General features: G+C 52.0%; 23 protein-coding genes. 4 read left to right on the plus strand and 19 right to left on the minus strand.

Annotated features, from left to right (window positions below; genetic code table 11):
* Window positions 1-55: 55 nt before the first annotated feature.
* Window positions 56-259 (minus strand): sulfur carrier protein ThiS, encoded by a 204-nt coding sequence (gene thiS / locus BQ6873_RS18155; RefSeq protein WP_076592486.1) that lies wholly within the window; start codon window positions 257-259, stop codon window positions 56-58.
* Window positions 260-571: 312 nt separating this feature from the next.
* Between thiS and BQ6873_RS09815 the strand changes: the two genes are divergently transcribed.
* Together BQ6873_RS09815 and BQ6873_RS09820 are read left to right on the plus strand one after the other, a co-directional pair.
* Complete coding sequence (locus BQ6873_RS09815) at window positions 572-3,469, plus strand: valine--tRNA ligase (protein ID WP_076592487.1); 2,898 nt, start codon at window positions 572-574, stop codon at window positions 3,467-3,469.
* Window positions 3,470-3,760: 291 nt separating this feature from the next.
* Complete coding sequence (locus BQ6873_RS09820) at window positions 3,761-5,395, plus strand: methyl-accepting chemotaxis protein (RefSeq protein ID WP_076592488.1); 1,635 nt, start codon at window positions 3,761-3,763, stop codon at window positions 5,393-5,395.
* Window positions 5,396-5,527: 132 nt separating this feature from the next.
* On the opposite strand, the gene BQ6873_RS09825 is transcribed toward BQ6873_RS09820, so the two are convergent.
* From BQ6873_RS09825 to tyrS, 12 genes are all read right to left on the minus strand, one after another.
* Window positions 5,528-6,370: a 2-keto-4-pentenoate hydratase gene (locus BQ6873_RS09825; RefSeq protein ID WP_076592489.1), complete on the minus strand. Its 843-nt coding sequence runs from the start codon at window positions 6,368-6,370 to the stop codon at window positions 5,528-5,530.
* Between the two features lie 201 nt (window positions 6,371-6,571).
* Window positions 6,572-7,027 carry a YaiI/YqxD family protein gene (locus BQ6873_RS09830; protein ID WP_076592490.1) on the minus strand — a complete coding sequence of 152 codons (456 nt, stop codon included), beginning with the start codon at window positions 7,025-7,027 and terminating at the stop codon, window positions 6,572-6,574.
* A 69-nt stretch (window positions 7,028-7,096) separates the two neighbouring features.
* The gene (gene ruvB / locus BQ6873_RS09835; RefSeq protein WP_076592491.1) at window positions 7,097-8,152 is read right to left on the minus strand and encodes a Holliday junction branch migration DNA helicase RuvB; all 1,056 of its coding nucleotides are present in this window, start codon (window positions 8,150-8,152) and stop codon (window positions 7,097-7,099) included.
* 49 nt (window positions 8,153-8,201) lie between these two features.
* Window positions 8,202-8,777: a Holliday junction branch migration protein RuvA gene (gene ruvA / locus BQ6873_RS09840; RefSeq protein ID WP_076592492.1), complete on the minus strand. Its 576-nt coding sequence runs from the start codon at window positions 8,775-8,777 to the stop codon at window positions 8,202-8,204.
* Between the two features lie 76 nt (window positions 8,778-8,853).
* Window positions 8,854-9,396, minus strand: a complete 543-nt coding sequence (gene ruvC, locus BQ6873_RS09845; protein ID WP_076592493.1) for a crossover junction endodeoxyribonuclease RuvC — start codon at window positions 9,394-9,396, stop codon at window positions 8,854-8,856.
* Between the two features lie 72 nt (window positions 9,397-9,468).
* A complete protein-coding gene (gene purH, locus BQ6873_RS09850) occupies window positions 9,469-11,034 on the minus strand; it encodes a bifunctional phosphoribosylaminoimidazolecarboxamide formyltransferase/IMP cyclohydrolase (protein ID WP_076592494.1) in 1,566 nt (521 codons plus the stop codon).
* A gap of 137 nt (window positions 11,035-11,171) precedes the next feature.
* On the minus strand, window positions 11,172-11,405 hold the full coding sequence (locus tag BQ6873_RS09855) for a Fis family transcriptional regulator (protein ID WP_041296317.1): 234 nt from the start codon (window positions 11,403-11,405) through the stop codon (window positions 11,172-11,174).
* A gap of 75 nt (window positions 11,406-11,480) precedes the next feature.
* Window positions 11,481-12,497: a tRNA dihydrouridine synthase DusB gene (dusB, locus tag BQ6873_RS09860; RefSeq protein WP_076592495.1), complete on the minus strand. Its 1,017-nt coding sequence runs from the start codon at window positions 12,495-12,497 to the stop codon at window positions 11,481-11,483.
* 115 nt (window positions 12,498-12,612) lie between these two features.
* The gene (locus BQ6873_RS09865) at window positions 12,613-13,263 is read right to left on the minus strand and encodes a histidine phosphatase family protein (protein WP_076592496.1); all 651 of its coding nucleotides are present in this window, start codon (window positions 13,261-13,263) and stop codon (window positions 12,613-12,615) included.
* A 10-nt stretch (window positions 13,264-13,273) separates the two neighbouring features.
* A complete protein-coding gene (locus BQ6873_RS09870) occupies window positions 13,274-13,921 on the minus strand; it encodes a YbhB/YbcL family Raf kinase inhibitor-like protein (protein WP_076592497.1) in 648 nt (215 codons plus the stop codon).
* Between the two features lie 69 nt (window positions 13,922-13,990).
* Window positions 13,991-14,440 carry a D-aminoacyl-tRNA deacylase gene (dtd, locus tag BQ6873_RS09875; RefSeq protein WP_076592498.1) on the minus strand — a complete coding sequence of 150 codons (450 nt, stop codon included), beginning with the start codon at window positions 14,438-14,440 and terminating at the stop codon, window positions 13,991-13,993.
* A gap of 57 nt (window positions 14,441-14,497) precedes the next feature.
* Window positions 14,498-15,739 (minus strand): tyrosine--tRNA ligase, encoded by a 1,242-nt coding sequence (gene tyrS / locus BQ6873_RS09880; protein WP_076592499.1) that lies wholly within the window; start codon window positions 15,737-15,739, stop codon window positions 14,498-14,500.
* Window positions 15,740-15,895: 156 nt separating this feature from the next.
* Between tyrS and BQ6873_RS09885 the strand changes: the two genes are divergently transcribed.
* Together BQ6873_RS09885 and BQ6873_RS09890 are read left to right on the plus strand one after the other, a co-directional pair.
* Window positions 15,896-17,263 (plus strand): M23 family metallopeptidase, encoded by a 1,368-nt coding sequence (locus tag BQ6873_RS09885; protein ID WP_076592500.1) that lies wholly within the window; start codon window positions 15,896-15,898, stop codon window positions 17,261-17,263.
* 108 nt (window positions 17,264-17,371) lie between these two features.
* Window positions 17,372-18,511, plus strand: a complete 1,140-nt coding sequence (locus BQ6873_RS09890; protein ID WP_076592501.1) for an anhydro-N-acetylmuramic acid kinase — start codon at window positions 17,372-17,374, stop codon at window positions 18,509-18,511.
* A 78-nt stretch (window positions 18,512-18,589) separates the two neighbouring features.
* On the opposite strand, the gene erpA is transcribed toward BQ6873_RS09890, so the two are convergent.
* From erpA to rplM, 6 genes are all read right to left on the minus strand, one after another.
* Window positions 18,590-18,940 (minus strand): iron-sulfur cluster insertion protein ErpA, encoded by a 351-nt coding sequence (erpA, locus tag BQ6873_RS09895; protein ID WP_076592502.1) that lies wholly within the window; start codon window positions 18,938-18,940, stop codon window positions 18,590-18,592.
* 50 nt (window positions 18,941-18,990) lie between these two features.
* Window positions 18,991-19,392: a bactofilin family protein gene (locus BQ6873_RS09900; protein WP_076592503.1), complete on the minus strand. Its 402-nt coding sequence runs from the start codon at window positions 19,390-19,392 to the stop codon at window positions 18,991-18,993.
* Window positions 19,393-19,404: 12 nt separating this feature from the next.
* A complete protein-coding gene (locus BQ6873_RS09905; protein WP_076592504.1) occupies window positions 19,405-20,160 on the minus strand; it encodes a DUF6776 family protein in 756 nt (251 codons plus the stop codon).
* A gap of 17 nt (window positions 20,161-20,177) precedes the next feature.
* Window positions 20,178-21,215: an N-acetyl-gamma-glutamyl-phosphate reductase gene (gene argC / locus BQ6873_RS09910; RefSeq protein ID WP_076592505.1), complete on the minus strand. Its 1,038-nt coding sequence runs from the start codon at window positions 21,213-21,215 to the stop codon at window positions 20,178-20,180.
* Window positions 21,216-21,366: 151 nt separating this feature from the next.
* A complete protein-coding gene (gene rpsI, locus BQ6873_RS09915; RefSeq protein ID WP_011869816.1) occupies window positions 21,367-21,759 on the minus strand; it encodes a 30S ribosomal protein S9 in 393 nt (130 codons plus the stop codon).
* 9 nt (window positions 21,760-21,768) lie between these two features.
* Complete coding sequence (rplM, locus tag BQ6873_RS09920; RefSeq protein ID WP_076592506.1) at window positions 21,769-22,197, minus strand: 50S ribosomal protein L13; 429 nt, start codon at window positions 22,195-22,197, stop codon at window positions 21,769-21,771.
* Window positions 22,198-22,444 lie beyond the last annotated feature (247 nt).

The following is a 22,444-nucleotide window of genomic DNA, read 5'->3' on the forward strand; positions in this document are numbered from 1 at the left end:
AGTAAACAATATCAAACACACAAAGCAGCCTGGGCCGCCGGTGTTGAAAAGAGGATCAGCCGCCGCCTATGGCGCGCACGATATCGATACGGTCAGCCGCTTGCAATTGGCGCTGCGTCCATAGACCGCGCGGGACGATTTCACGGTTAATGGCGACCGCTACGGCTTTACCGGACAGCGACAATTCCTCTATCAGGTCAGCCACGTTTTGGCCATTCTCAACCTGGCGCATGGCGCCGTTCAATTCGATTTCCAGCATCACTTCACTCTGTCACTTCACTATTTTCAATGGTGGCTGCTTGCCGTTGGCACCTTGTCATTTACTCAAGGACTGACGGCTTTGCATCCGATCTGCCGAGAACATCAGCGGCAATCTATTTAGGACTTTGCCGTCAGTCGCGCAAGCGATTAGGCCGGACTTGTCACCTAGTTAAAACTCCACTTTAGGCAAGGTGTACAGGCTCAGACTAGCAAAGAAGACCAGAATTCTACCTTCATTTGCACGATCAGAGGCAATACGCCCCCTCATCGTCACTTATAATGCTTGATTCGATTCAATTCATTAAAAATCATGGAATTAGCCAAGTCTTTCGATCCCGCCGACATTGAAGCATTCTGGGGCACCGAATGGGAGAAACGCGGTTACTACACCGCCACCACCGACGCAGACAAACCCGCATTCAGCATACAGTTGCCACCACCGAACGTGACCGGCACTCTGCATTTGGGCCATGGATTCAATCAAACGATCATGGACGGCTTGACGCGCTATCACCGCATGCGCGGCTTCAACACTGCCTGGATTCCTGGCACCGATCACGCCGGCATCGCGACGCAGATCGTGGTTGAACGCCAACTCGACGCACAAAAAATCACACGCCACGACCTCGGCCGCGAGAAGTTCGTCGAAAAAGTCTGGGAATGGAAAGAGAAATCCGGCTCCACCATTACCGGTCAGATCCGCCGCCTCGGCGCTTCGCCGGACTGGAGCCGCGAATACTTCACAATGGATGAGCCACGCTCAAAAACCGTGACCGAAGTATTCGTCCGCCTGGTCGAACAAGGTTTGATCTACCGCGGCAAACGTCTGGTCAACTGGGATCCGGTACTCGGCACCGCAGTTTCTGATCTGGAAGTAGTGTCGGAAGAAGAAGACGGCCAGATGTGGAATATCCGTTATCCACTGGCTGACGGCTCCAGCTACAAATTCCCGATCGCATTTGATGAAGAAGGCAACGCGACCGAATGGGAGGAACGCAACTTCATCGTGGTCGCGACCACACGTCCGGAAACCATGCTGGGCGACGTTGCAGTTGCAGTCGATCCTACAGATGAACGTTACCAACATTTAGTCGGAAAACTGCTCACGCTGCCTTTGTGCGACCGCGCAATTCCGATGATTGCCGACGATTACGTCGATAAGGAATTCGGTACCGGTTGCGTGAAGATCACGCCGGCACATGACTTCAACGATTACGCCGTTGGCCAGCGTCACAACCTCGACAAGATCAGCATCCTGACACTGGACGCCAAGATCAATGAAAACGCACCTGCTGCCTATCAGGGTCTCGATCGTTTTGCCGCGCGCAAACAAATCGTCGCCGACCTCGATGCACAAGGTTTGCTGGAACTGGTCAAACCGCACAAATTGATGGTGCCACGCGGTGACCGTACCAACACCGTGATCGAGCCTATGCTGACCGATCAGTGGTTCGTCGCGATGAGCAAACCGGCACCGGAAGGCACTTACTTCCCGGGCAAATCGATTACCGAAGTCGCGCTGGAAAAAGTCGCGAACGGTGAAATCCAGATGCTGCCGGAGAACTGGACCAACACTTACAACCAGTGGCTGAACAACATCCAGGACTGGTGTATCTCGCGTCAACTGTGGTGGGGTCATCAAATCCCGGCCTGGTATGACAGCGAAGGCAAAGTCTATGTCGCACGCAATGAAGAAGAAGCAAAAGCCAAGGCTGCGGCAGCTGGCTACAACGGCCCGCTGACCCGCGACGAAGATGTACTCGACACCTGGTTCTCGTCGGCACTGGTGCCGTTCTCGACACTGGGCTGGCCGGAAGAAACGCCGGACTTCAAAACCTTCCTGCCATCCTCAGTACTGGTAACCGGCTTCGATATTATTTTCTTCTGGGTTGCACGCATGGTCATGATGACCACGCACTTCACCGGAAAAGTACCGTTCAAAACGGTGTACGTGCATGGCTTGATACGCGACAGCAGCGGACAGAAAATGTCCAAGTCGAAAGGCAATACGCTTGATCCTATCGATCTGATCGACGGCATCAGCCTTGATGAATTGGTCGCCAAGCGCACCGTTGGCTTGATGAATCCCAAGCAAGCGACCAACATTGAGAAATCAACACGCAAGGAATTCCCTGCTGGCATTTCTGCTTATGGTACCGATGCGCTGCGCTTCACGATGGCGAGCTATGCATCGCTGGGACGCAACATCAATTTCGATTTGAGTCGTTGCGAAGGCTATCGCAATTTCTGCAACAAGCTGTGGAATGCAACCCGCTTTGTCCTGATGAATTGCGAAGGTCACGATTGTGGCTTCCGTGATGCGCCTTGTGCAGCTGGTGATTGCGACCCGGACGGTTATACCGACTTCTCGCAAGCTGATCGCTGGATCGTGTCCAAACTGCAGCGCACTGAAGCCGACATCGCTAAAGGTTTTGCCGACTACCGTTTCGACAATATCGCCGCCTCGTTGTATCAGTTCATCTGGGATGAGTATTGCGACTGGTATCTGGAAGTTGCCAAGGTACAAATTCAAACCGGTAGCGAAGCACAACAACGCGCGACACGTCGCACTCTGTTGCGCGTACTGGAAACCATCTTGCGTCTGGCGCATCCTGTCATTCCATTCATCACAGAAGCGCTGTGGCAAACCGTTGCGCCACTCACAGGCTACAAGCTCAATCCTGCCGGTGACTCGATCATGCTGCAGCCTTATCCGGAAGCGCAAGCCGGCAAGATCGATGAACAAGCTGAAAGCTGGATGGCTGACTTGAAATCGATGACGGATGCTTGCCGCAATTTGCGTGGTGAAATGCAATTGTCACCAGCCTTGCGCGTGCCACTGATCATGGAAGCAACCGACGCCGCACAAACAGCACAACTGCAATCGTTCGCACCGTATCTGCAAGCATTGGCCAAACTGTCGGAAGTTAATGTCGCTGACAAGTTGCCGGAATCGCCAGCGCCAGTTTCCATCGTCGGCACCGCGAAGTTGATGTTGAAAGTGGAAATCGATGTCGCAGCAGAACGCGAACGTCTGAGCAAGGAAATCACGCGTCTCGACGGTGAAATCACCAAGGCCAACTCCAAGCTCGACAATGAAAGCTTCGTCGCCCGCGCACCGGCACAAGTTGTGGCGCAAGAGAAAGAACGTGTTGCCAACTTCTCGGCAACACTGAGCAAGCTGCGCGAGCAATTCGCCAAACTGTAATTTGCAAGGCATCCAAAAGCGCAGCAAGTGCAAGCTTGCTGCGCTTTTTTTATTTCACGCGCCTTACGTATCACTCTTCGTTTCTTCCTCCTCGGTAATCAGAAGCATCTTTCAAAACTGACCATGCCTTTGTAGTAGCAATCTATCTACATCCCGGTCGCTTTGACGCTTTCCCACCACATTTCTTACGAATCTTTACGACAAACAATGTTTGTATCCTAGACTTTCCATGAGGAAATTAATGCCCTTGCATTAGTAGTACTCCACCTGACCAACTCTAAAAGAGATCCCATGAGCTTTTTATCGAATGTTCGCATCGGTACCCGTCTTGCCATTGGTTTTATTCTCGTCCTCGCCCTATCTGTGGCCTCCATATCCGTCGCTCTGATACACGCCAAACAGAATGCTGACGCAACACGCAACATGATGGAAAAGCCACTCACCAAGGAACGCATTACTTCGGATTGGTATGTACTCATATACTCGGCCATTGCCCGCACATCGATGATCGCCAAAAGCTCTGATGACACACTCTCCGTGGTATTTGCCGACGTGATTGCAGACAGCACGAAGCGAGGCACTGTATTACTGAAAAGTCTGGAAACGCTGTTGACGAGCGATGAAGAAAAGAAAATGTATCAAGCTTCTATCGATCTGCGCAAAACCTATCAGTCATCCAAAGACGCTGTCATGGCGGCAAAAAAGGCCGGCGATAAAGCAGAGGCCGATCGCGTCTACAGCGATGTTTTTCTCCCCTCTGCCAAGGCTTACCAAGACAAGGTTCTTGAGTTTCTTTCCATGCAACGCAAAACCATCGATGACATTGCGGCCAGCATCGATGCTGCGCAGCAACGCAGCTGGAATCTGATGGTGCTGCTGGGCATTTTGATGGTTGCGCTCGGCGCGATTTGTGCCATTGTCATCACACGCAGCATCACCCGACCGCTAAAACAGGCAATCGAAGTTGCCAGTTCTGCTGCTGCCGGTGATCTGACAAGTGAAATCGGGCCACAGCCGAAAGATGAAATCGGCGACCTGATGCGCGCGCTCGGCGGCATGAACGACGGCTTGAAACAAATCGTCAACGACGTGAAAGCCGGCACCGACTTCATCAACACAGCCTCGGCTGAAATCGCCAGCGGCAATCTCGACCTGTCGTCGCGTACCGAGCAGCAAGCCGCCTCGCTGGAAGAAACTGCATCATCGATGGAAGAACTGACCGCAACCGTCAAACAAAATGCCGAAAACGCGCAACAGGCAAATCAGCTTGCCGTGTCCGCCTCCACAGTCGCAGCCAAAGGCGGTGCAGTCGTCAAGGAAATGATAGATACGATGGGTGCTATCAACGGCTCATCGCGCAAGATAGTCGACATCATCAGCGTCATTGATGGCATCGCATTCCAGACCAATATCCTTGCACTGAATGCCGCAGTCGAGGCAGCACGCGCTGGTGAACAGGGACGCGGCTTTGCCGTGGTCGCCACCGAAGTCCGCAACCTTGCGCAACGGTCCGCTGCCGCCGCGAAGGAAATCAAGAGCTTGATCGACGACTCAGTCAACAATGTCGATGCCGGCAGCAAGCTGGTGGCCGAAGCTGGCAAAACGATGGACGATGTCGTCGGTAGCATCCGCCACGTGACCGATATCATGAACGAGATCATGGCCGCCAGCCAGGAACAGAGCTCCGGCATTGAACAAGTCAACACGGCGATTGGTCAAATGGATCAGGTCACGCAGCAGAATGCCGCGCTAGTCGAAGAAGCTGCCGCCGCCTCGCAATCGCTACGCGACCAGGCCGACAAGCTGGCGCAGATCGTCAGCGTATTCAAACTCGACAGCAAGCAGGCGGCGCACGCTGGCAACCATACTCTCACGCATAGGTCTCATCCATCGCTCGGATACGATGCCGAGCCATTCCGAAACTAGACACACCGAAAGAAAGTGGATGCAATAAAAAAACCGCCGACGTCTACAAGACGTTCGGCGGATTTTTTATCCTTGCTGCAGACGCTACAGGTCGCGCTTAAAAATAATCAGAAAATAGAAAGCTGCTGCAAGCTAAATAAACGACAACGTCAAACCCGGCAAAGTCACACCCGAAAATGCAGTCGACCAAGTCTCCCCAGCCTTCACCGGATAAGCATCCGTCAGTGTCCCGGTTGCAATGATTTCACCGGCAGCCAAAGGTGCAAACTGCGGTTGCGTCTGCAAGGTCTGGTGCAGATTCAACAAAGCATGCACCGGACTATCCAGCACATTGCTGCCAAAACCAGCGCTGTGCAATCTGAATTCATCACCGTCGCTATACGACAGCGATACGCTAGCCGCAGTCAGAATGTCCGCCAAATGCGCACGTGTCGCCGACGACAACATATGCGGCTCACCTAAAATCAATGCGCCATGGAAGCCGAAAGCCGCAACGGCATCGGCCGCTTCGAACTTCCAATCAGGAAACGGGCACACCACCAATTCAAATCCGTGCGCCATCCATTCGATGCAATTCGCAATATCTTCCAACGTCGCATTCGCTGGCGGCGCTTTGGCCAGCTTGAACACAATCTCCGGCTCTATGCGCGGCTGTACCGCACCGGTCAAATCCTGCAAGCCGTGATTATTTTCTGAATAACGCACAGTATCGTCATACATATGTGCCCAGATCGGCGCACTGATAGGCTCGCGCTCACCGTAGTTAGGCCAAATCTTGCGATTGGTAAAACCGATCTTGCGCCCTATCGGCGTCTCGCCTTGTGCAGTACGTATATCGACTATGCATTTGGCAATATCGTAACCATCGGCGATCGATAGATTATCGTCTTTGCTCAAACAGGGAATTTGTTGCGCATCCGCTCGCGCGGCCAGTAATTGGTGCGCGTATCGATTGGCTTGGGTAGACATCAACATGGCTAGCTCGCGCAGAGAAGTTGAATAAAGGAAATAAAGCCTTATTTGCGATGCAACATTCTCACACAAGCTCGATGCCCTGCAAAGGAGCAAATTGTCCCAAGAAGCACGTATCAGATGAAATTTTTTAATGCAGAGATGACTTTTGACTAATGACTCACTGCAACATTACAAGCGCTTCACTAGCTTGCATGCAGGTATTCAGGACTGCTTGCGTAGTCTTGCCAGATAACGATCCAACTGATTGGCAAACGCTCTTATATCGCTCTGGCTAAAGGCTGCAGGGCCGCCGGTATCGACGCCGCTGCTACGCAAGTCATCCATGAAGGCTCGCATCGTCAACTGTTGCTGAATATTGTCTTTCGTATAAAACTCGCCGCGCGGATTCAGCGGATGACCGCCCTTCTCCAGCACATCAGCTGCCAACGGGATATCAGCCGTGATGACAAGATCGCCTTCTTGCACCAGACGTACGATTTCATTGTCGGCCACATCGAAGCCGGCCGGCACCTGGATCGCCTTGATGAAACGCGAAGGCGGCGTACGCAATAATTTGTTTGCCACCAGTGTGACTTGCACTTCGAGTCTGTCTGCAACGCGAAACAAGACATCCTTGATCACGTTGGGACAAGCGTCGGCATCAACCCAGATTTGCATGATTTTCTTTTTGCAGGAATGTAGTACGCAGGGATAAGCGTCGTGCAGCAGGCAATGCCGACAAGCTTGTTAGCTGCCCCACAACTCGCCGTTTGGCCCAGTCTGCGGCGCAACGACACCGAAGTGTGCATAAGCCACCTGCGTCGCGATACGCCCGCGTGGCGTACGTTGCAAGAAGCCTTGTTGTATCAGATAGGGTTCAAGCACGTCTTCTATCGTGTCGCGCTCTTCACCGATAGCTGCAGCCAGATTATCGAGTCCGACCGGGCCACCATTGAATTTGAACAGCACGGCTTCCAGCAATTTTCTATCCATCAGGTCGAAGCCAACCGGATCGACATCCAGCATCACCAGCGCAGCATCGGCCATAGCCTTGGTGATTTTGCCATCGCCTTTAACTTCCGCATAATCACGCACACGACGCAACAAGCGATTGGCAATACGCGGCGTGCCACGACTACGTTTGGCGATTTCAAATGCACCTTCTTCATCGATAGGCGCGTTCAGCAAAGAAGAGCTGCGCGTAACGATCTTCGTCAATTCCAGCGGCGTATAAAACTCGAGACGGGCGACGATACCAAAACGATCGCGCAAAGGATTCGTCAGCATGCCGGCACGCGTAGTCGCACCGACCAGTGTAAAAGGCTGCAAATCGAGTCGCACAGAACGCGCAGCAGGACCTTCACCGATCATGATGTCGATCTGGTAATCCTCCAGCGCCGGGTACAGAATTTCTTCGACCACGGGCGACAAGCGATGTATCTCATCGATGAAGAGTACGTCGTTAGCTTCAAGGTTGGTCAGCAATGCCGCCAGATCGCCAGCGCGCTCCAGTACCGGACCGGAAGTCTGGCGCAGGTTGACACCCATCTCGCGCGCGATGATGTGGGCCAGCGTGGTCTTACCCAAACCCGGAGGGCCAAACAATAAAGTGTGATCCAGTGCTTCGCGTCGCTGCCGTGCTGCCGTGATGAAAATCTCAAGCTGGCCACGGATTTTTTCCTGGCCCACATATTCATCTAACTGCTTGGGACGCAGCGCACGCTCGATTGCCTCCTCGTTGGCGGAGGCGGGAGTCGCTGCAATGATGCGTTGTTCGCTGAAATCGTCGGTTTGTATGCTCATGGTCGCATTGTAGCGTGACGGCTTCTAAATTTAATAACAGGATCTGCGCTTACGCTTTTGACAGCGATTTCAACGCCAGCTTGATGCCATCGGAAACGCCCGTACCGGCAGGCACTTGTTTCAAGGCCAGCATCGCTTCCTTGTCCGAATAACCGAGAGCCAACAGCGCATTCAAGATATCGGAAGTCGCATCTGATGTAACCGCACCCATCGCGCCAAGGTCAGCGCCCAATTTTCCTTTTAATTCCAGCAGCAAACGTTCAGCAGTTTTCTTGCCTATGCCGGGAATCTTGGTCAATCGTCCAGCTTCCTGCATCGTGATCGCTTGCGCCAGATCAGCCACCGACATACCGGACAAAATCGACAAGGCCGTGCGTGCGCCTATGCCGGTAATTTTCACCAATTGCTTGAAGACATTACGCTCTTCATTCGTGCCGAAACCAAACAGGATGTGCGCATCTTCGCGCACCGTCAGATGCGTCAGCAACACGACTTTTTCACCGAGGCCAGGCAGGTTGTAGAAGGTGCTCATAGGCACGTTCACTTCGTAACCGACGCCATTGCAATCAACCAGCAATTGCGGTGGATTTTTCTCTAGCAACAATCCGGAAAGACGACCTATCATCGTGATGACCTTGAATAGAAATGATTGAATATTTTTGTTCAGCTATCGAGCGTAGTACGGATTGTGAGCTTGCGCATTATCCGACCAAACGACCACCGCGCACACGCAAACCTTTTCTCGCCAACTCAGGTGCCAGCGCACCAAGCACGCTCAATGCTTCGCCGCTATGCGCATGACAGATGGCCACGCCCAATGCATCAGCAGCATCGGTACCGGGCAATCCGGATAATTTCAGCAGACGCTGCACCATGTCCTGCACCTGCGCCTTCTGCGCCTTGCCTTGTCCGACCACGGCCTGCTTGACTTGCAAAGCGGTATATTCCGCCACCAGTAAATCAGCACCTACCAGCGCGCAAATTGCAGCGCCACGGGCTTGACCGAGCAACAGTGTCGATTGCGGATTAACGTTGACGAAGACTTTTTCTATCGCGGCACAATCCGGCTTGTAGGTAGCAATGACTTCTGCAACGCTCAGGAGTATGGTTTTCAGCCGCTGTGGCAAATCGGCATCAGGCGTCTTGATTGTGCCTGATGCGATATAAGTGAGTTTGTTGCCATGCTTCTCGATCACACCGAAACCGGTAGTACGCAAACCGGGATCGATGCCGAGAATTTTCATATTGGATATATGGGCAGATAGTTAAAGACGACACGGCATCAGCCGCATTATCCTTTTTGCTTAATTTTTTGTTTAATGACGGAAATGACGTGTACCAGTCAGCATCATCACGATGCCATGTTCATCAGCAGCATCGATGACTTCTTGATCGCGCATAGAACCACCTGGATGAATCACCGAAGTTGCACCAGCTGCGACAACAACGTCCAAACCATCACGGAACGGGAAGAAAGCATCAGACGCAACCGCAGTGCCCACCAATGACAAACCAGCGTTCTGCGCCTTGATCGATGCGATACGTGCCGAGTCGATACGGCTCATCTGACCGGCGCCTACACCCATGGTCATGCCGTTTGCACAGAACACGATTGCATTCGATTTAACGAACTTGGCAACGCGCCAAGCAAACATCAAGTCTTGCAATTGTTGTGGTGTTGGTTGCTTCTTGCTGACGATTTTCAGTTCGGCCAAGGCAACGTTTTTTGCATCCGGCGATTGCACCAGCAAGCCGCCGCCCACGCGTTTTAAGTCGTGGTTATTGACTGCATTACCGAGTGGAATTTCCAGCAAGCGTACGTTTTGTTTGGCTGCAAAAATTTTCTTCGCCTGCTCGGTAAATGATGGTGCGATCAAGACTTCGACAAATTGCTTGGCTACCGCTTCCGCAGCATTGCCATCAACTTCACGATTGAAAGCAATGATGCCGCCGAAGGCTGAAGTCGGATCGGTTTGCAGTGCTTTGCTATACGCTTCCAACGGGCTTGCACCAACTGCCACGCCACATGGATTGGCATGCTTGATGATGACGCATGCGGACTCATCAAAAGTCTTCACGCATTCCCACGCTGCATCTGCATCGGCGATATTGTTGTACGACAGTTCCTTGCCTTGCAATTGCGTGTAGTTCGCCAATGCGCCTACTTGCGGATTGCTCTCGCGATAGAAGGCCGCGGACTGATGCGGGTTTTCACCGTAACGCATTTCCTGCACTTTTTCAAAATGCAAATTCAAGGTCGAAGGATAAGCGCTGCGTGTTGCGTGCTGTTTGTCTGCGCCCAACGAAGTGAAATAGTTGGTGATCGCACCATCGTATTGCGCTGTGTGCGCGAATACTTTTTTCGCCAGTGTGAATTTGGTTTCGTAGGTTACTTCGCCTTGGTTGGCATTCAACTCGCTCAACACTTGGCTGTAATCGGTAGGATCACAAATGACGACGACGTCTTTATGGTTCTTGGCCGACGAACGCAACATGGCTGGACCGCCGATATCGATGTTCTCGATGGCGTCTTCCAGTGAGCAGTGTTCGCGTGCAACGGTTTCCTGAAATGGATACAGATTGACGACCACCATATCGATATTCGGGATGCCGTGTTTTTCCAGAGCACTGACGTGTTCAGGGAAATCGCGACGCGCCAGAATGCCGCCGTGCACTTTAGGGTGCAAGGTTTTGACACGGCCATCGAGCATTTCCGGGAAGCCGGTGTAATCCGCTACTTCTGTGACGCTGATACCGTTTTCAGCCAGCAATTTTGCTGTGCCGCCAGTCGATAGGATATTGACGCCCATGCCTGACAGCGCGCGCGCAAATTCCAGAACGCCAGTTTTGTCAGAGACCGAGATAAGAGCTTGTTTGATCATGATGAAAATAGTGGAAGTAAATTAAATAAGATAAAGGCGCGAGGCAACAACGGTTCAACTTACGCGACTACACCGCCGCCCTTACCTGATTCACTTCCCGCCAGAACTGCGGGAAGAAAGTTTGGTGTACAAAGCCGTTACAGCAGATCGTGCTGCTGCAACTTCTTGCGCAGCGTATTGCGATTGATGCCCAGCATATCTGCCGCATGCGACTGATTGCCTTCGGCACGTTCCATCACTGCTTCGAGGATGGGTTTTTCTACAGTAAAAACGACCATCTCATAGACATTCGATGGCATTTGCTCGCCCAGATCCTTGAAATATTTTTCCAGGCTTTTCTTGACGACTTCTTGGATATTATCTTTGCTCATGTGCTTAGTTGATTGCGCGTTTTTATAATTTGTCGGGGTCCGCACATTGCCAGATGACAATGTATTAACCCTGTATCAGGCGGCCAACTTTTCTTCAGTCGGACGATATTGTAACCGTTCGCCGTGGACCAACTGCAATTCAAAGAATGTATTTACAGCCGCCAACTGCTGTTCGCAGTCTTCCAGCTTGTTCATTTGTTGACGAAATGCTTCGCCACCGATCAATTCGCGCACATACCAGCCGATATGCTTGCGTGCAGTACGTACACCCAGGTATTCACCGTAAAACGCATAGTGCGCACGTAAATGCTCATCCATCAGTGCGCGTACTTCCGCAATCATCGGCGCAGGCAAATGCGTGCCAGTACGCAGGTAATGATCGATTTCGCGGAAGATCCACGGCCGTCCCTGCGCCGCGCGACCTATCATGATGGCATCTGCGCCCGTCGTATCGAGTACAAAACGTGCTTTCTCCGGTGTCGTGATATCGCCATTCGCCACAACGGGGATAGACACTGCCGCTTTCACTGCAGTGATCATCTCGTATTCGGCTTCACCACTGTAACCGTCAGCACGCGTGCGGCCATGCAAGGTCAACATCGCAATACCGCTCTGCTCGGCGATGCGCGCAATGTTCAATGCGTTCTTGTGCGCTCTGTCCCAACCGGTACGGAATTTCAAAGTGACAGGCACATTCACTGCGGCGACCACTGTTTCAAGTATCTCGGCGACCAGCGTTTCATGCTGCAACAAGGCGGAACCGCACCAGCTGTTGCAAACCTTTTTGACCGGGCAACCCATATTGATATCGATGATTTGCGCACCGCGATCTACATTGAATTTTGCGCACTCTGCCAGCATGAGCGGATCGGCACCGGCTATCTGCACCGCTTTCGGCTCTACTTCACCATCGTGATTGGTACGGCGCGTGGATTTATCCGTCGCCCACAAGCGCGGATTGGACGCTGCCATCTCCGACACGGCATATCCTGCACCCAACTGTTTGCACAATTGACGGAACGGTCTATCCGTCACCCCGGCCATAGGGGCGACAAACACATTGTTCGGGAGGGAATATGGGCCGATGTTCACGGAGGAGATGTGCTGAGGAAAACCGCTATTTTATCCCCATCCGCCTATTGCTCATGCAGCTTCACGATTAAATACGGCAAACGTTGTATTTAATCGCAACTAGTTGCCAGTTTGCTTATTTCGGGTTATCGCCCTCATCCAGCGACGCATGCTCTAGATGTGCGACATCACCCCATTGCAGAATTTTGAAGTTTTGCCCATCCCAAGTCACGCGATTGATGCTGGCATTCAGAACATCAAAATCACGCGGATGTTCGTAACCCATATTTTTCACACGGCGATAAATCGAATCCAGCACGCCGCCATGTGTTGCGACAGCAATCTTGCGATAACCAGGTGTACTAGCCAAACGACTGATGCAGGCAACTGCACGCGCGGAAAATTCACGCAGCGTTTCTGCACGACGCTCGCCATCGGGATAACGCGCATCGATCTCGCGATGCTGCCATGCGAGATAATCTTCCGGATAACGCTCTTTAATTTCCGGATGGTTCAAACCTTCGAACGCGCCAAAACAACGTTCACGCAAACCCTGCTCGGTTTGCACCTTCATGCCACGCGGTAGCGCGACAGCTTGCGCAGTATCGTATGCGCGCCGCAAGTCGCTGGAAAAAATCGCATCCAACGGTTCATCCAGCAAGGCACGACCAAGCGCTGCAGCCTGACGCACACCCTCGCTATTCAAACCAATATCAGTATGCCCTTGCAAGCGTTTACCAACATTCCACTCTGTCTCGCCATGGCGAATCAATAATATTTCTGTCACATCATCCTCGTTACTTCGTAATCGCCAATGCCGCATTCAAGGTATAGCTGCCAGTCACACTCGCCTCGGCCAAAACATGCCCGGCAATCGCTGCACGCACTTGCTGCCCAGTAAATTTACCATCGACAGGCACATGGGTGATATCCAGCGCATACAAAGTAAATACATAGTGATGCACAATCGCATCATTCCACGGTGGGCACGGACCGTCATAACCAAAATAATCACCGCCCATATCGGCATCCTGCGCAAACCAGCCGGTGTAATCGTTGATGCCATGACGCGCCCCTTTGATAGCGGAATTGGCTATCGCCGGACCGGCTTTGCCACGCGGCGTCACGCCATCTGCAAAAGATGCAGCAGCAATCTGCTGCGTATCCGATGGAATATCGATCAGTGTCCAGTGGAAAAAATCTACACGCGGCAAATCAGCAGGCACTGTTTTGCCCTCCTGATTCACATTATCGCCACGTGAAGGCACATCCGGATCGTGCACGATCAAGGCCAGCGATTTGGTGCCGACCGGCACATCGCTCCAAGCCAGGTGAGGATTTCTATTGCTCGATAATGCGACATGCGTAGCTGGGTCGATGACGCAAAATGCGAACTCGCCCGGAATTGCCACACCATCCTTGAAGGAATCACTCCATAGTTTCATCGTGTACTCGACTTTCCAATAAGTGAAAACATTTTAACGGCGCTACGCAAATCGTGCCGCACTCGATATTCAAACTGTCGGTTTAACCTGTAACCAGAATGTCACCGGTCCATCATTCGTTAATGAAACCTGCATGTCAGCACCGAATTGTCCGGTGGCGATATCCGCATGTTTCGCACGCGCTTGCGCAACAAAATAATCAAACAATGCGCGTGCTACATCCGGTGCCGCTGCCGGTGTAAAAGAAGGTCGCGTACCGGAGCGGGTATCTGCCGCCAGCGTAAATTGCGGCACCAGCAACACACCGCCCGCCGTATCAGTCACGCTGCGATTCATCTTGCCGGCATCATCGGAGAACACACGATACGACAAGAGCTTACCCAACAAGGCATCAGCTTCTTTTTCTGTATCGCCGCGTTCAGCACACAGCAACACCATCAAACCGGCATTGATCGCGCCCACCGTTTCGCCGCTCACTACTACGCTGGCATGCGCCACACGTTGCAACAAGGCAATCATGTTGTACTCCCGCGCATTAGCAATTCACCAGCAAACGAACTACGCACAAATATCCGCTCAAGCCAAAGTCACACGAGCGAACTTACGCTTGCCGACTTGCACTACCAGTGTTCCAGCCTCAACTTTCAAGCCTTTGTCACTGATGACGCTGCCGTCAATACGCACACCACCTTGTTCAACCATACGCAGTGCTTCCGAAGTGGAAGCACACAGATTGGCTTGCTTCAGCAATTGTCCGATGCCCAAAGGCGCACCGTTCAAAGCGACTTCAGGAATATCGTCCGGGATACCGCCTTTGGAGCGATTGACGAAATCTGTCAGCGCATCTTCTGCAGCTTGCACTGAATGGAAGCGCGCGACGATTTCCTGCGCCAGCAAGACTTTGATGTCGCGCGGATTACGGCCGCCTTCGACTTCTTTCTTGAACTGAGCGATTTCGGCGAGTGAGCGGAAAGACAACAACTCGTAGTAACGCCACATCATCACATCTGAAATACTCATCAGCTTGGCGAACATAGTGTTGCCCGGCTCGGTGATGCCGATGTAATTGCCTTTGGATTTCGACATTTTTTCAACGCCGTCCAAACCTTCGAGCAAAGGCATCGTCAAGATACATTGCTGTTCCTGGCCATAACTCTTTTGCAACTCACGCCCAACCAGCAAATTGAATTTTTGATCAGTACCGCCCAATTCCAGATCCGATTTCAACGCGACCGAGTCGTAGCCCTGCATCAGCGGGTACAGGAATTCATGCAAGGAAATAGGCGTATTCGAATGGAAACGTTTGGTGAAATCTTCACGCTCCAAAATACGCGCCACCGTGTACTTGGCCGACAGCTCGATCATGCCGCGCGCGCCCAACGGGTCGCACCATTCCGAGTTATAGCGGATCTCAGTCTTAACCGGGTCCAGCACCAGACTGGCTTGCGCGAAGTAGGTCTTCGCGTTCTCGGCGATTTGCTCTTTCGTCAATGGCGGACGCGTAATGTTGCGGCCCGACGGATCGCCGATCATCGACGTAAAGTCGCCGATCAGGAAAATGACTTGATGGCCTAGATCTTGCAACTGACGCATCTTGTTGAGTACGACTGTGTGTCCCAAGTGCAAATCTGGTGCAGTTGGGTCCAAGCCGAGCTTGATGCGTAAAGGCTTGCCAGTTTGTTCAGACCGCGCCAGCTTCTGCGCGAACTCTGATTCGATTAACAATTCTTCAACGCCGCGCTTAGCGACCGTCATAGCCTCTTGAACTGCGTCGGAGAGAGGCAATTGCACCGCTTTGCTGCTAGAAGAAACGTCCATATCGGGAAATAAATTGTAATAAAAGGGGGTAAGAAAAACAGAACTCGGTACAATGCTTTTTAAATTAAATTCCAGCCACTCTAACCTTGCCGTTCAATCAACTAATAAAAGCACAAGAAATAGATACCGAACAAGCGGCAGATTTTAACTTATTGCATGTTCACATTAAATAAATTACTTAACGCAAGCTCAGCTAGCAAAAAACTACTACTCGGATCTTCTCGCAAAACTCGTATCGTTTCAGCCTCCGCGCTGTTATTGGCGGTGTGTGCGTTTGGTGCCGCAGGTGTGGCGCCTATGGCCCCCGATGCGGATGATATCCCGGTTAAATCCATCACGCAGGAATTGAAGCTGCCGCATCTGGCCGACCAGATCGCCGCGCTCGACGACCTCCAGCAAAACTACATCAGCGAAGAACGCGTACGTTCCGGCGATACACTCGCCACTCTGCTCGACCGCCTTGGTGTGGAAGATGCCGACGCTACAGCCTTCATTAAATCCGATGCGATCGCACGCAACGTGATGCAATTGAAAGCCGGCAAGCGCGTACAGGCACAAACCACCGAAGAAGGCGATCTGAACTGGCTCAGCAGCACAGTCGGCAGTGGCGCCGGCAATCTGAAGAATCTCGTCATCAAACGCGAAGGCAACGGTTTCAAGGCAACCGAAACGCCTATCGCGATGGAACGACGCATAGAAATGCGTTCCGGCGAAATCAAATCATCGCTGTTCGCCGCAACCGACGCCGCACAAATTCCAGACAACGTTGCTTCGCAAATCGTCGATATGTTCTCCACCAACATCGACTTCGGTTCCGATCTGCGTCGTGGCGACCGCTTCAATGTCGTGTACGAAACATTCTGGCAAAACGGTGAATACGTCTACGCCGGTCGCGTACTCGCAGGCGAATTCATGAACGGCCCGTCGACTTATCAATCGGTCTGGTTTGAAGATCCTAGCGTTGCGCAAAGCGGCGGCTACTATGGCTTCGACGGCAAATCGTTAAAGAAGGCCTTCCTGAAATCGCCGCTTGAGTTCTCGCGTATTTCATCTGGTTTCTCAGTGCGTAAGCATCCCATTTCCGGTTTGTGGAAAGCACATAAAGGCGTCGATTTCGCAGCAGCTATCGGCACACCTATCCGCGCATCCGGCGATGGCGTGATCGATTTTGCCGGCACGCAACGCGGTTACGGCAATGTGGTCGTGATCAAGCACTGGTCGAAATATTCCACCGCTTATGCCCACATGAGCCGCTTTGCCACCAACCTGCGTAAAGGCACGAAAGTCAGCCAAGGCCAGGTGATTGGTTACGTCGGCATGACTGGCTGGTCGACCGGACCACATTTGCATTACGAGTTCCGCGTGAACAACGAAGCACGTGACCCTCTGTCGGTTGATATTCCAAATGCACAACCTTTGGCTGCCGCACAGATGCAAAAATTCCGCGCTGTTGCTGCCGACATGTCGCATCGCTTTGCCTTGCTGACACCGGAAAACAGCAATTCCCGATTGGCATTAAAGTAATCTGAATCATTCGGGTCCGCTAATCATTCGCTGACTTGGTAGCAAAAAACCGTTTGTCTAGCGTAGAGTGACTTAAAATCATCTCTACTCTGACAAACGGTTTTTTTTATGCCTACGCCCAATTCAAACGCATCCCTTTTCATCGGCTTGATGTCCGGCACCAGTCTCGACGGTGTCGATGGCATCTTGGCGTCGTTTTCCGATGATGGTGTATTAAGTCAAACCTTGGCAGCCGCCTATGTGCCCTTCCCCGATGCATTGCGTGCCGATTTGATGGCGCTGCAAACTGCAGGAGCCGATGAAATTCATCGTGAAGCAGTCGCAGCCAATGCGCTGGTTAAATATTATGCAGAGTGTGTTGCCGCTCTTTTGCAAGAAGCGCATATAGCCGCTGAGCGCGTCACGGCCATAGGCGTACACGGACAAACCATACGTCATAGACCTGAATTCGGTTACACACGACAAATCAATAATCCAGCCTTGCTGGCAGAGCTGACAGGCATCGACATCATCGCCGATTTGCGCAGCCGCGACATTGCCGCCGGTGGTCAGGGTGCGCCCTTGGTGCCAGCCTTCCATCGCGCACTGTTCAGCGCAGCCAATGAAAACCGCGTCGTCGTGAATATCGGCGGCATCGCCAATATCAGCGTGTTGCCATCGGATAGCAATACACCTGTAATCGGCTTTGATACCGGTCCTGGCAATGTGTTGATGGATGCATGGATCGCGCAACATAACGGGCAGGCATACGACGCTGATGGCGCATGGGCGAAGACTGGCAAGGTAAATGCTGAGCTACTGAAAGAATTGCGCGATGAACCCTTCTTCGCTGTACCCCCACCTAAAAGCACTGGGCGCGATTTATTCCATCCGGCATGGCTGGCGCAAAAGCTGGAAAATTTTCCGGGCTTGGCTAGTGCCGATGTACAGGCAACTCTGGCTATCTTTACCGCCACCACACTGAGCGATGCGATCGTGCGGCATGCGCCACAAACCCAGGCGGTTTATGTCTGTGGTGGCGGCGCTTACAACAGCTATTTATTGACGCTGATCCACTATGCACTAAAGCTGCATAACCCAACTATCAGAGTGGAATCGACGGAAGCCTTGGGCGTTGCGCCCAATCAGGTTGAGGCTCTGGCATTTGCATGGCTGGCACAACGCTTCCATGTACGTGAGCCGGGCAATCTGCCATCAGTGACTGGTGCGCGTGGTTTACGGATATTGGGTGCGCTGTATCCAGCCTGAACACAAAGTTTAAGGACATAAAAAAAGCGCAGAATCTTCTGCGCTTTTTTACATCTAATCGAACTGCGTCGTCAGTTATTAAGCTGAGAACGAAGAACCGCAACCGCAAGTAGTCGTTGCGTTCGGATTCTTGATCACGAATTGCGCGCCTTCGAGGTCATCCTTGTAATCGATTTCAGCGCCGACCAGATACTGGTAGCTCATCGAGTCGATCAACAACTGCACGCCGTTCTTGGTCATGGTGGTGTCGTCTTCATTGACGATTTCATCAAACGTGAAACCGTACTGGAAGCCAGAGCAACCGCCGCCCTGCACAAACACGCGCAATTTCAAATCTGGATTACCTTCTTCTTCGATCAATTCCGCGACTTTCATCGCAGCGCTGTCGCTGAATAAGATAGGGGATGGCATTTCGGCAACTGCATTCATTTCAGGCTCCTGCTGGAAAACGGTAGTTCATTATAGACCTTAGCCGCGCTTTACGTATTATTCGCGGCAAGTATAGGTACAGCCAGCTTCAAAATCGGTTCATCGACCTCATGTGTCAGCTTGCCGGACACGACGGCACCGCCGTGCATTTCAAGTGCTTTGTAGTTTACATCCCCAGTTATGCGGGCGCGCGGCTGCAATTCAAGCAATTCTGACGAAAATACCGGGCCAACAATTTCACCATTGACAAGTAAATGCGCGACACGTACTTCGCCTTCGACCCGGGCGTGCTCGGAAATCACCAACATACTGATTTCATCCGCCTCGGCGATCACATCGCCTTTCACACATCCATCTATACGCAAGCCACCTTTGAAGTGCACATTGCCGGTAATTATCGTTGAGGCGCCAATCAGGCTATCTATCGTACTTTTGGTTTTACGGCCGAACATGATGACGCTCCTTCACAAATTTGCAGACTGTTGCGCGCGCAAGGCACCTTTTTCCAGGATCTTGATCTGGACGGATTTGACGATAGCGCCTTCTGGTACGGTAAACACACCTTCAATACGCTGATAATGCTTGAACGAAAGCTTGAATTTCTCCAACTCGTCCGATTTAGGTAAAGTCATGATAGCACTTTTGCCACCCTGCATTAGTGTCACAACGAGCTGATAATTCCCTATGAAATCATGCGCGACTTTGCCGCCTTGCATGATTAACAAACGGTAACGCAGTTGCGTTGGCTCCACCATTTCTATCTTCAAACGTCGAATGGTAATACCTTGCGCACCGGTATCGGTAGGCAACAAGCTTTCAAAGAAAGAAAGATCTTCCTTCAACTTGGTATTTTCGGCTTCCAGAGTTTTAATCTGACGCGACAATTGTGCCTGAAGAGATTGCTCTATGTTCAGTTGGCTTTCTGCTGCATTCACCGTCGTTTGAAACTTATCCCGCTCGGCACTGACTTGCTTGAGTTGCTCCTGCACTTCGACCAATTGAGCCGACGTTACCGCAGGTTTGAAACCGGTAAAGCTGCGACCCAAATCATAGGCCCACATTGCCATTGCACCGCCCAAACCCACCACGATCGCAATGAATACCGCGCGCAACGGCCACGGGAGATGATTTTTGATCGTCATCCGTGGTGCCGAGATCGACCAGCGACGCAGCCATAGCTTGCGCTGCAAGGATTTAAAAACCGGTTTCGGCTTGCTCATGAATCAGATACGCATCATTACGGCAGAACCGGAATATGCATCAAACCGGCGGTTTCATCGAAACCGAACATGAGGTTCATACATTGCACAGCCTGGCCAGATGCACCTTTGACCAGATTGTCCTGCACCACCAGCACGACCAAGGTATCGCCGTTATCCGGACGATGTAACGCAATACGCAACATATTCGATGCACGTGTAGAGCGTGTTTCAGGATGCGAGCCAAACGGCATCACATCGATGAATGGCTCATTGCCGTAAGCTTTTTCAAACAGAGCCTGCAACGCTGCGTTATCGATATCCTTGGTCAAACGCGCATACAAGGTCGAATGCATGCCGCGGATCATAGGCACCAGATGTGGCGTGAACAACAAGCCAACCTTTTCCTTGGTCAGCAAACGCAGACGCTCCAGCGTTTCTGGCGAATGACGGTGGCCGGATACGCCGTAGGCTTTGAAGTTGTCGCCAGCCTCCGAGAACAACGTCGCTACTTCCGCCTTGCGACCTGCACCAGAGACACCGGATTTGCAGTCCGCAATCAAATGCGAGGCATCAATGACGCCGGCCTGCAACAAAGGTGCAAGGCCAAGTTGCATCGTGGTTGGATAGCAACCTGGATTGCCGACGATGCGCGCCTTGCGGATCGCATCGCGATTCAATTCAACCAAGCCGTAAGCCGCTTCTTTCAGCAACTCAGGGCAGGTATGCGGAATTTTGTACCATTTCTCGAATGCAGCGATATCCTGCAAACGGAAGTCAGCCGCCAGATCAATGACCTTGACACCAGCCGCCAGCAACTCAGGCGCTTGCGCCATCGCCACACCGTGCGGCGTAGCAAAAAAGACGACATCACATTCAGTCAGCTTGGCTTTTTCCGGTGATGAAAAAGCCAGATTCACGCGCCCACGCAATGACGGGAACATATCTGCCACCGGCAAACCATCTTCCTTACGCGAAGTAATAGCGGTGAGTTCAACCTCCGGGTGCGTTGCCAACAAGCGCAATAATTCCACGCCTGTATAACCGGTGCCGCCGACGATGCCAACCTTAATCATGTTTCTTCCTAGCAAAATGTACTTCGTTTTATTTTAACAGGCGATGGAGCACAAACGTTTGCACTCACACGCACTTTACAAACAGAGGCTCCAGATAAAAAAAGCCGCCAGGCGTAAACCGGGCGGCTTTTCGATGCTCTGAAAACGCTGATTAACGCTTGGAGAACTGTTTTGCGCGACGTGCTTTACGCAGGCCGACTTTTTTACGTTCAACTTCACGTGCATCGCGAGTAACAAAACCGGCTTTCGACAGTTCTGGTTTCAAGGTTGCATCGTAGTCGATCAGAGCACGGGTGATGCCGTGACGCACAGCGCCCGCTTGGCCGGATTCACCGCCACCGTTGACGTTAACCATGATGTCGAATGTTTCAACATTGTTGGTCAATTCCAAAGGCTGACGAATCACCATCAAACCGGTTTCGCGCGAAAAATATTCATTCGCTGGCTTGCCGTTGACGACGATTTGGCCGGAGCCGGATTTGATGAAGACGCGAGCCACTGCACTCTTGCGACGGCCGGTTCCGTAATTGTAGTTACCGATCATGTCTATTCCTTAGAGTTCAAGTGCTTTAGGTTGCTGCGCAGCGTGCGGATGAGTTGCCTCAGCGTACACTTTGAGCTTCTTGATCATCGCGTAGCCGAGTGGGCCTTTAGGCAACATGCCTTTGACCGCTTTCTCAAGCGCACGACCTGGAAAACGCTCTTGCATTTTCTTGAAGTTCGTTTCATAGATACCGCCTGGGTAACCAGTGTGGCGATAGTATGTTTTTTCTGTTGCTTTGGTACCGGTCACGCGCAGTTTGCCTGCGTTGACGACGACAATGAAGTCGCCTGTATCGACGTGAGGGGTAAATTCCGGTTTGTGTTTGCCGCGCAGTCGGAGTGCCACTTCGCTGGCAACACGTCCGAGGACTTTGTCCGTCGCGTCAATCACGAACCAATCGCGCTGGACTTCGTGTCCTTTAGCGGAGAAGGTTTTCATGATGACTTCCTAATTAAATAAATCGCTCAAATGGTGGTTACGCGCGCCTTGCTGCTGATTGCCCGCGTACTCGGCCTTGTTATCTCTTCCTGAGCAAACGAAAGAACCGCAGATTATAGTCTTTTCAAGGACTTAGCGTCAAATTTAATCAGATTGAAGTGATGATTTTGGCGCAAAACCGTTGCGATCCAGTCCAATTGATAGCGAAACGTCATCAGATCCAGGTGCATCCGACAATTTTCGTGCT

Source organism: Herminiimonas arsenitoxidans (assembly GCF_900130075.1).
Lineage (GTDB): Bacteria > Pseudomonadota > Gammaproteobacteria > Burkholderiales > Burkholderiaceae_D > Oxalicibacterium > Oxalicibacterium arsenitoxidans.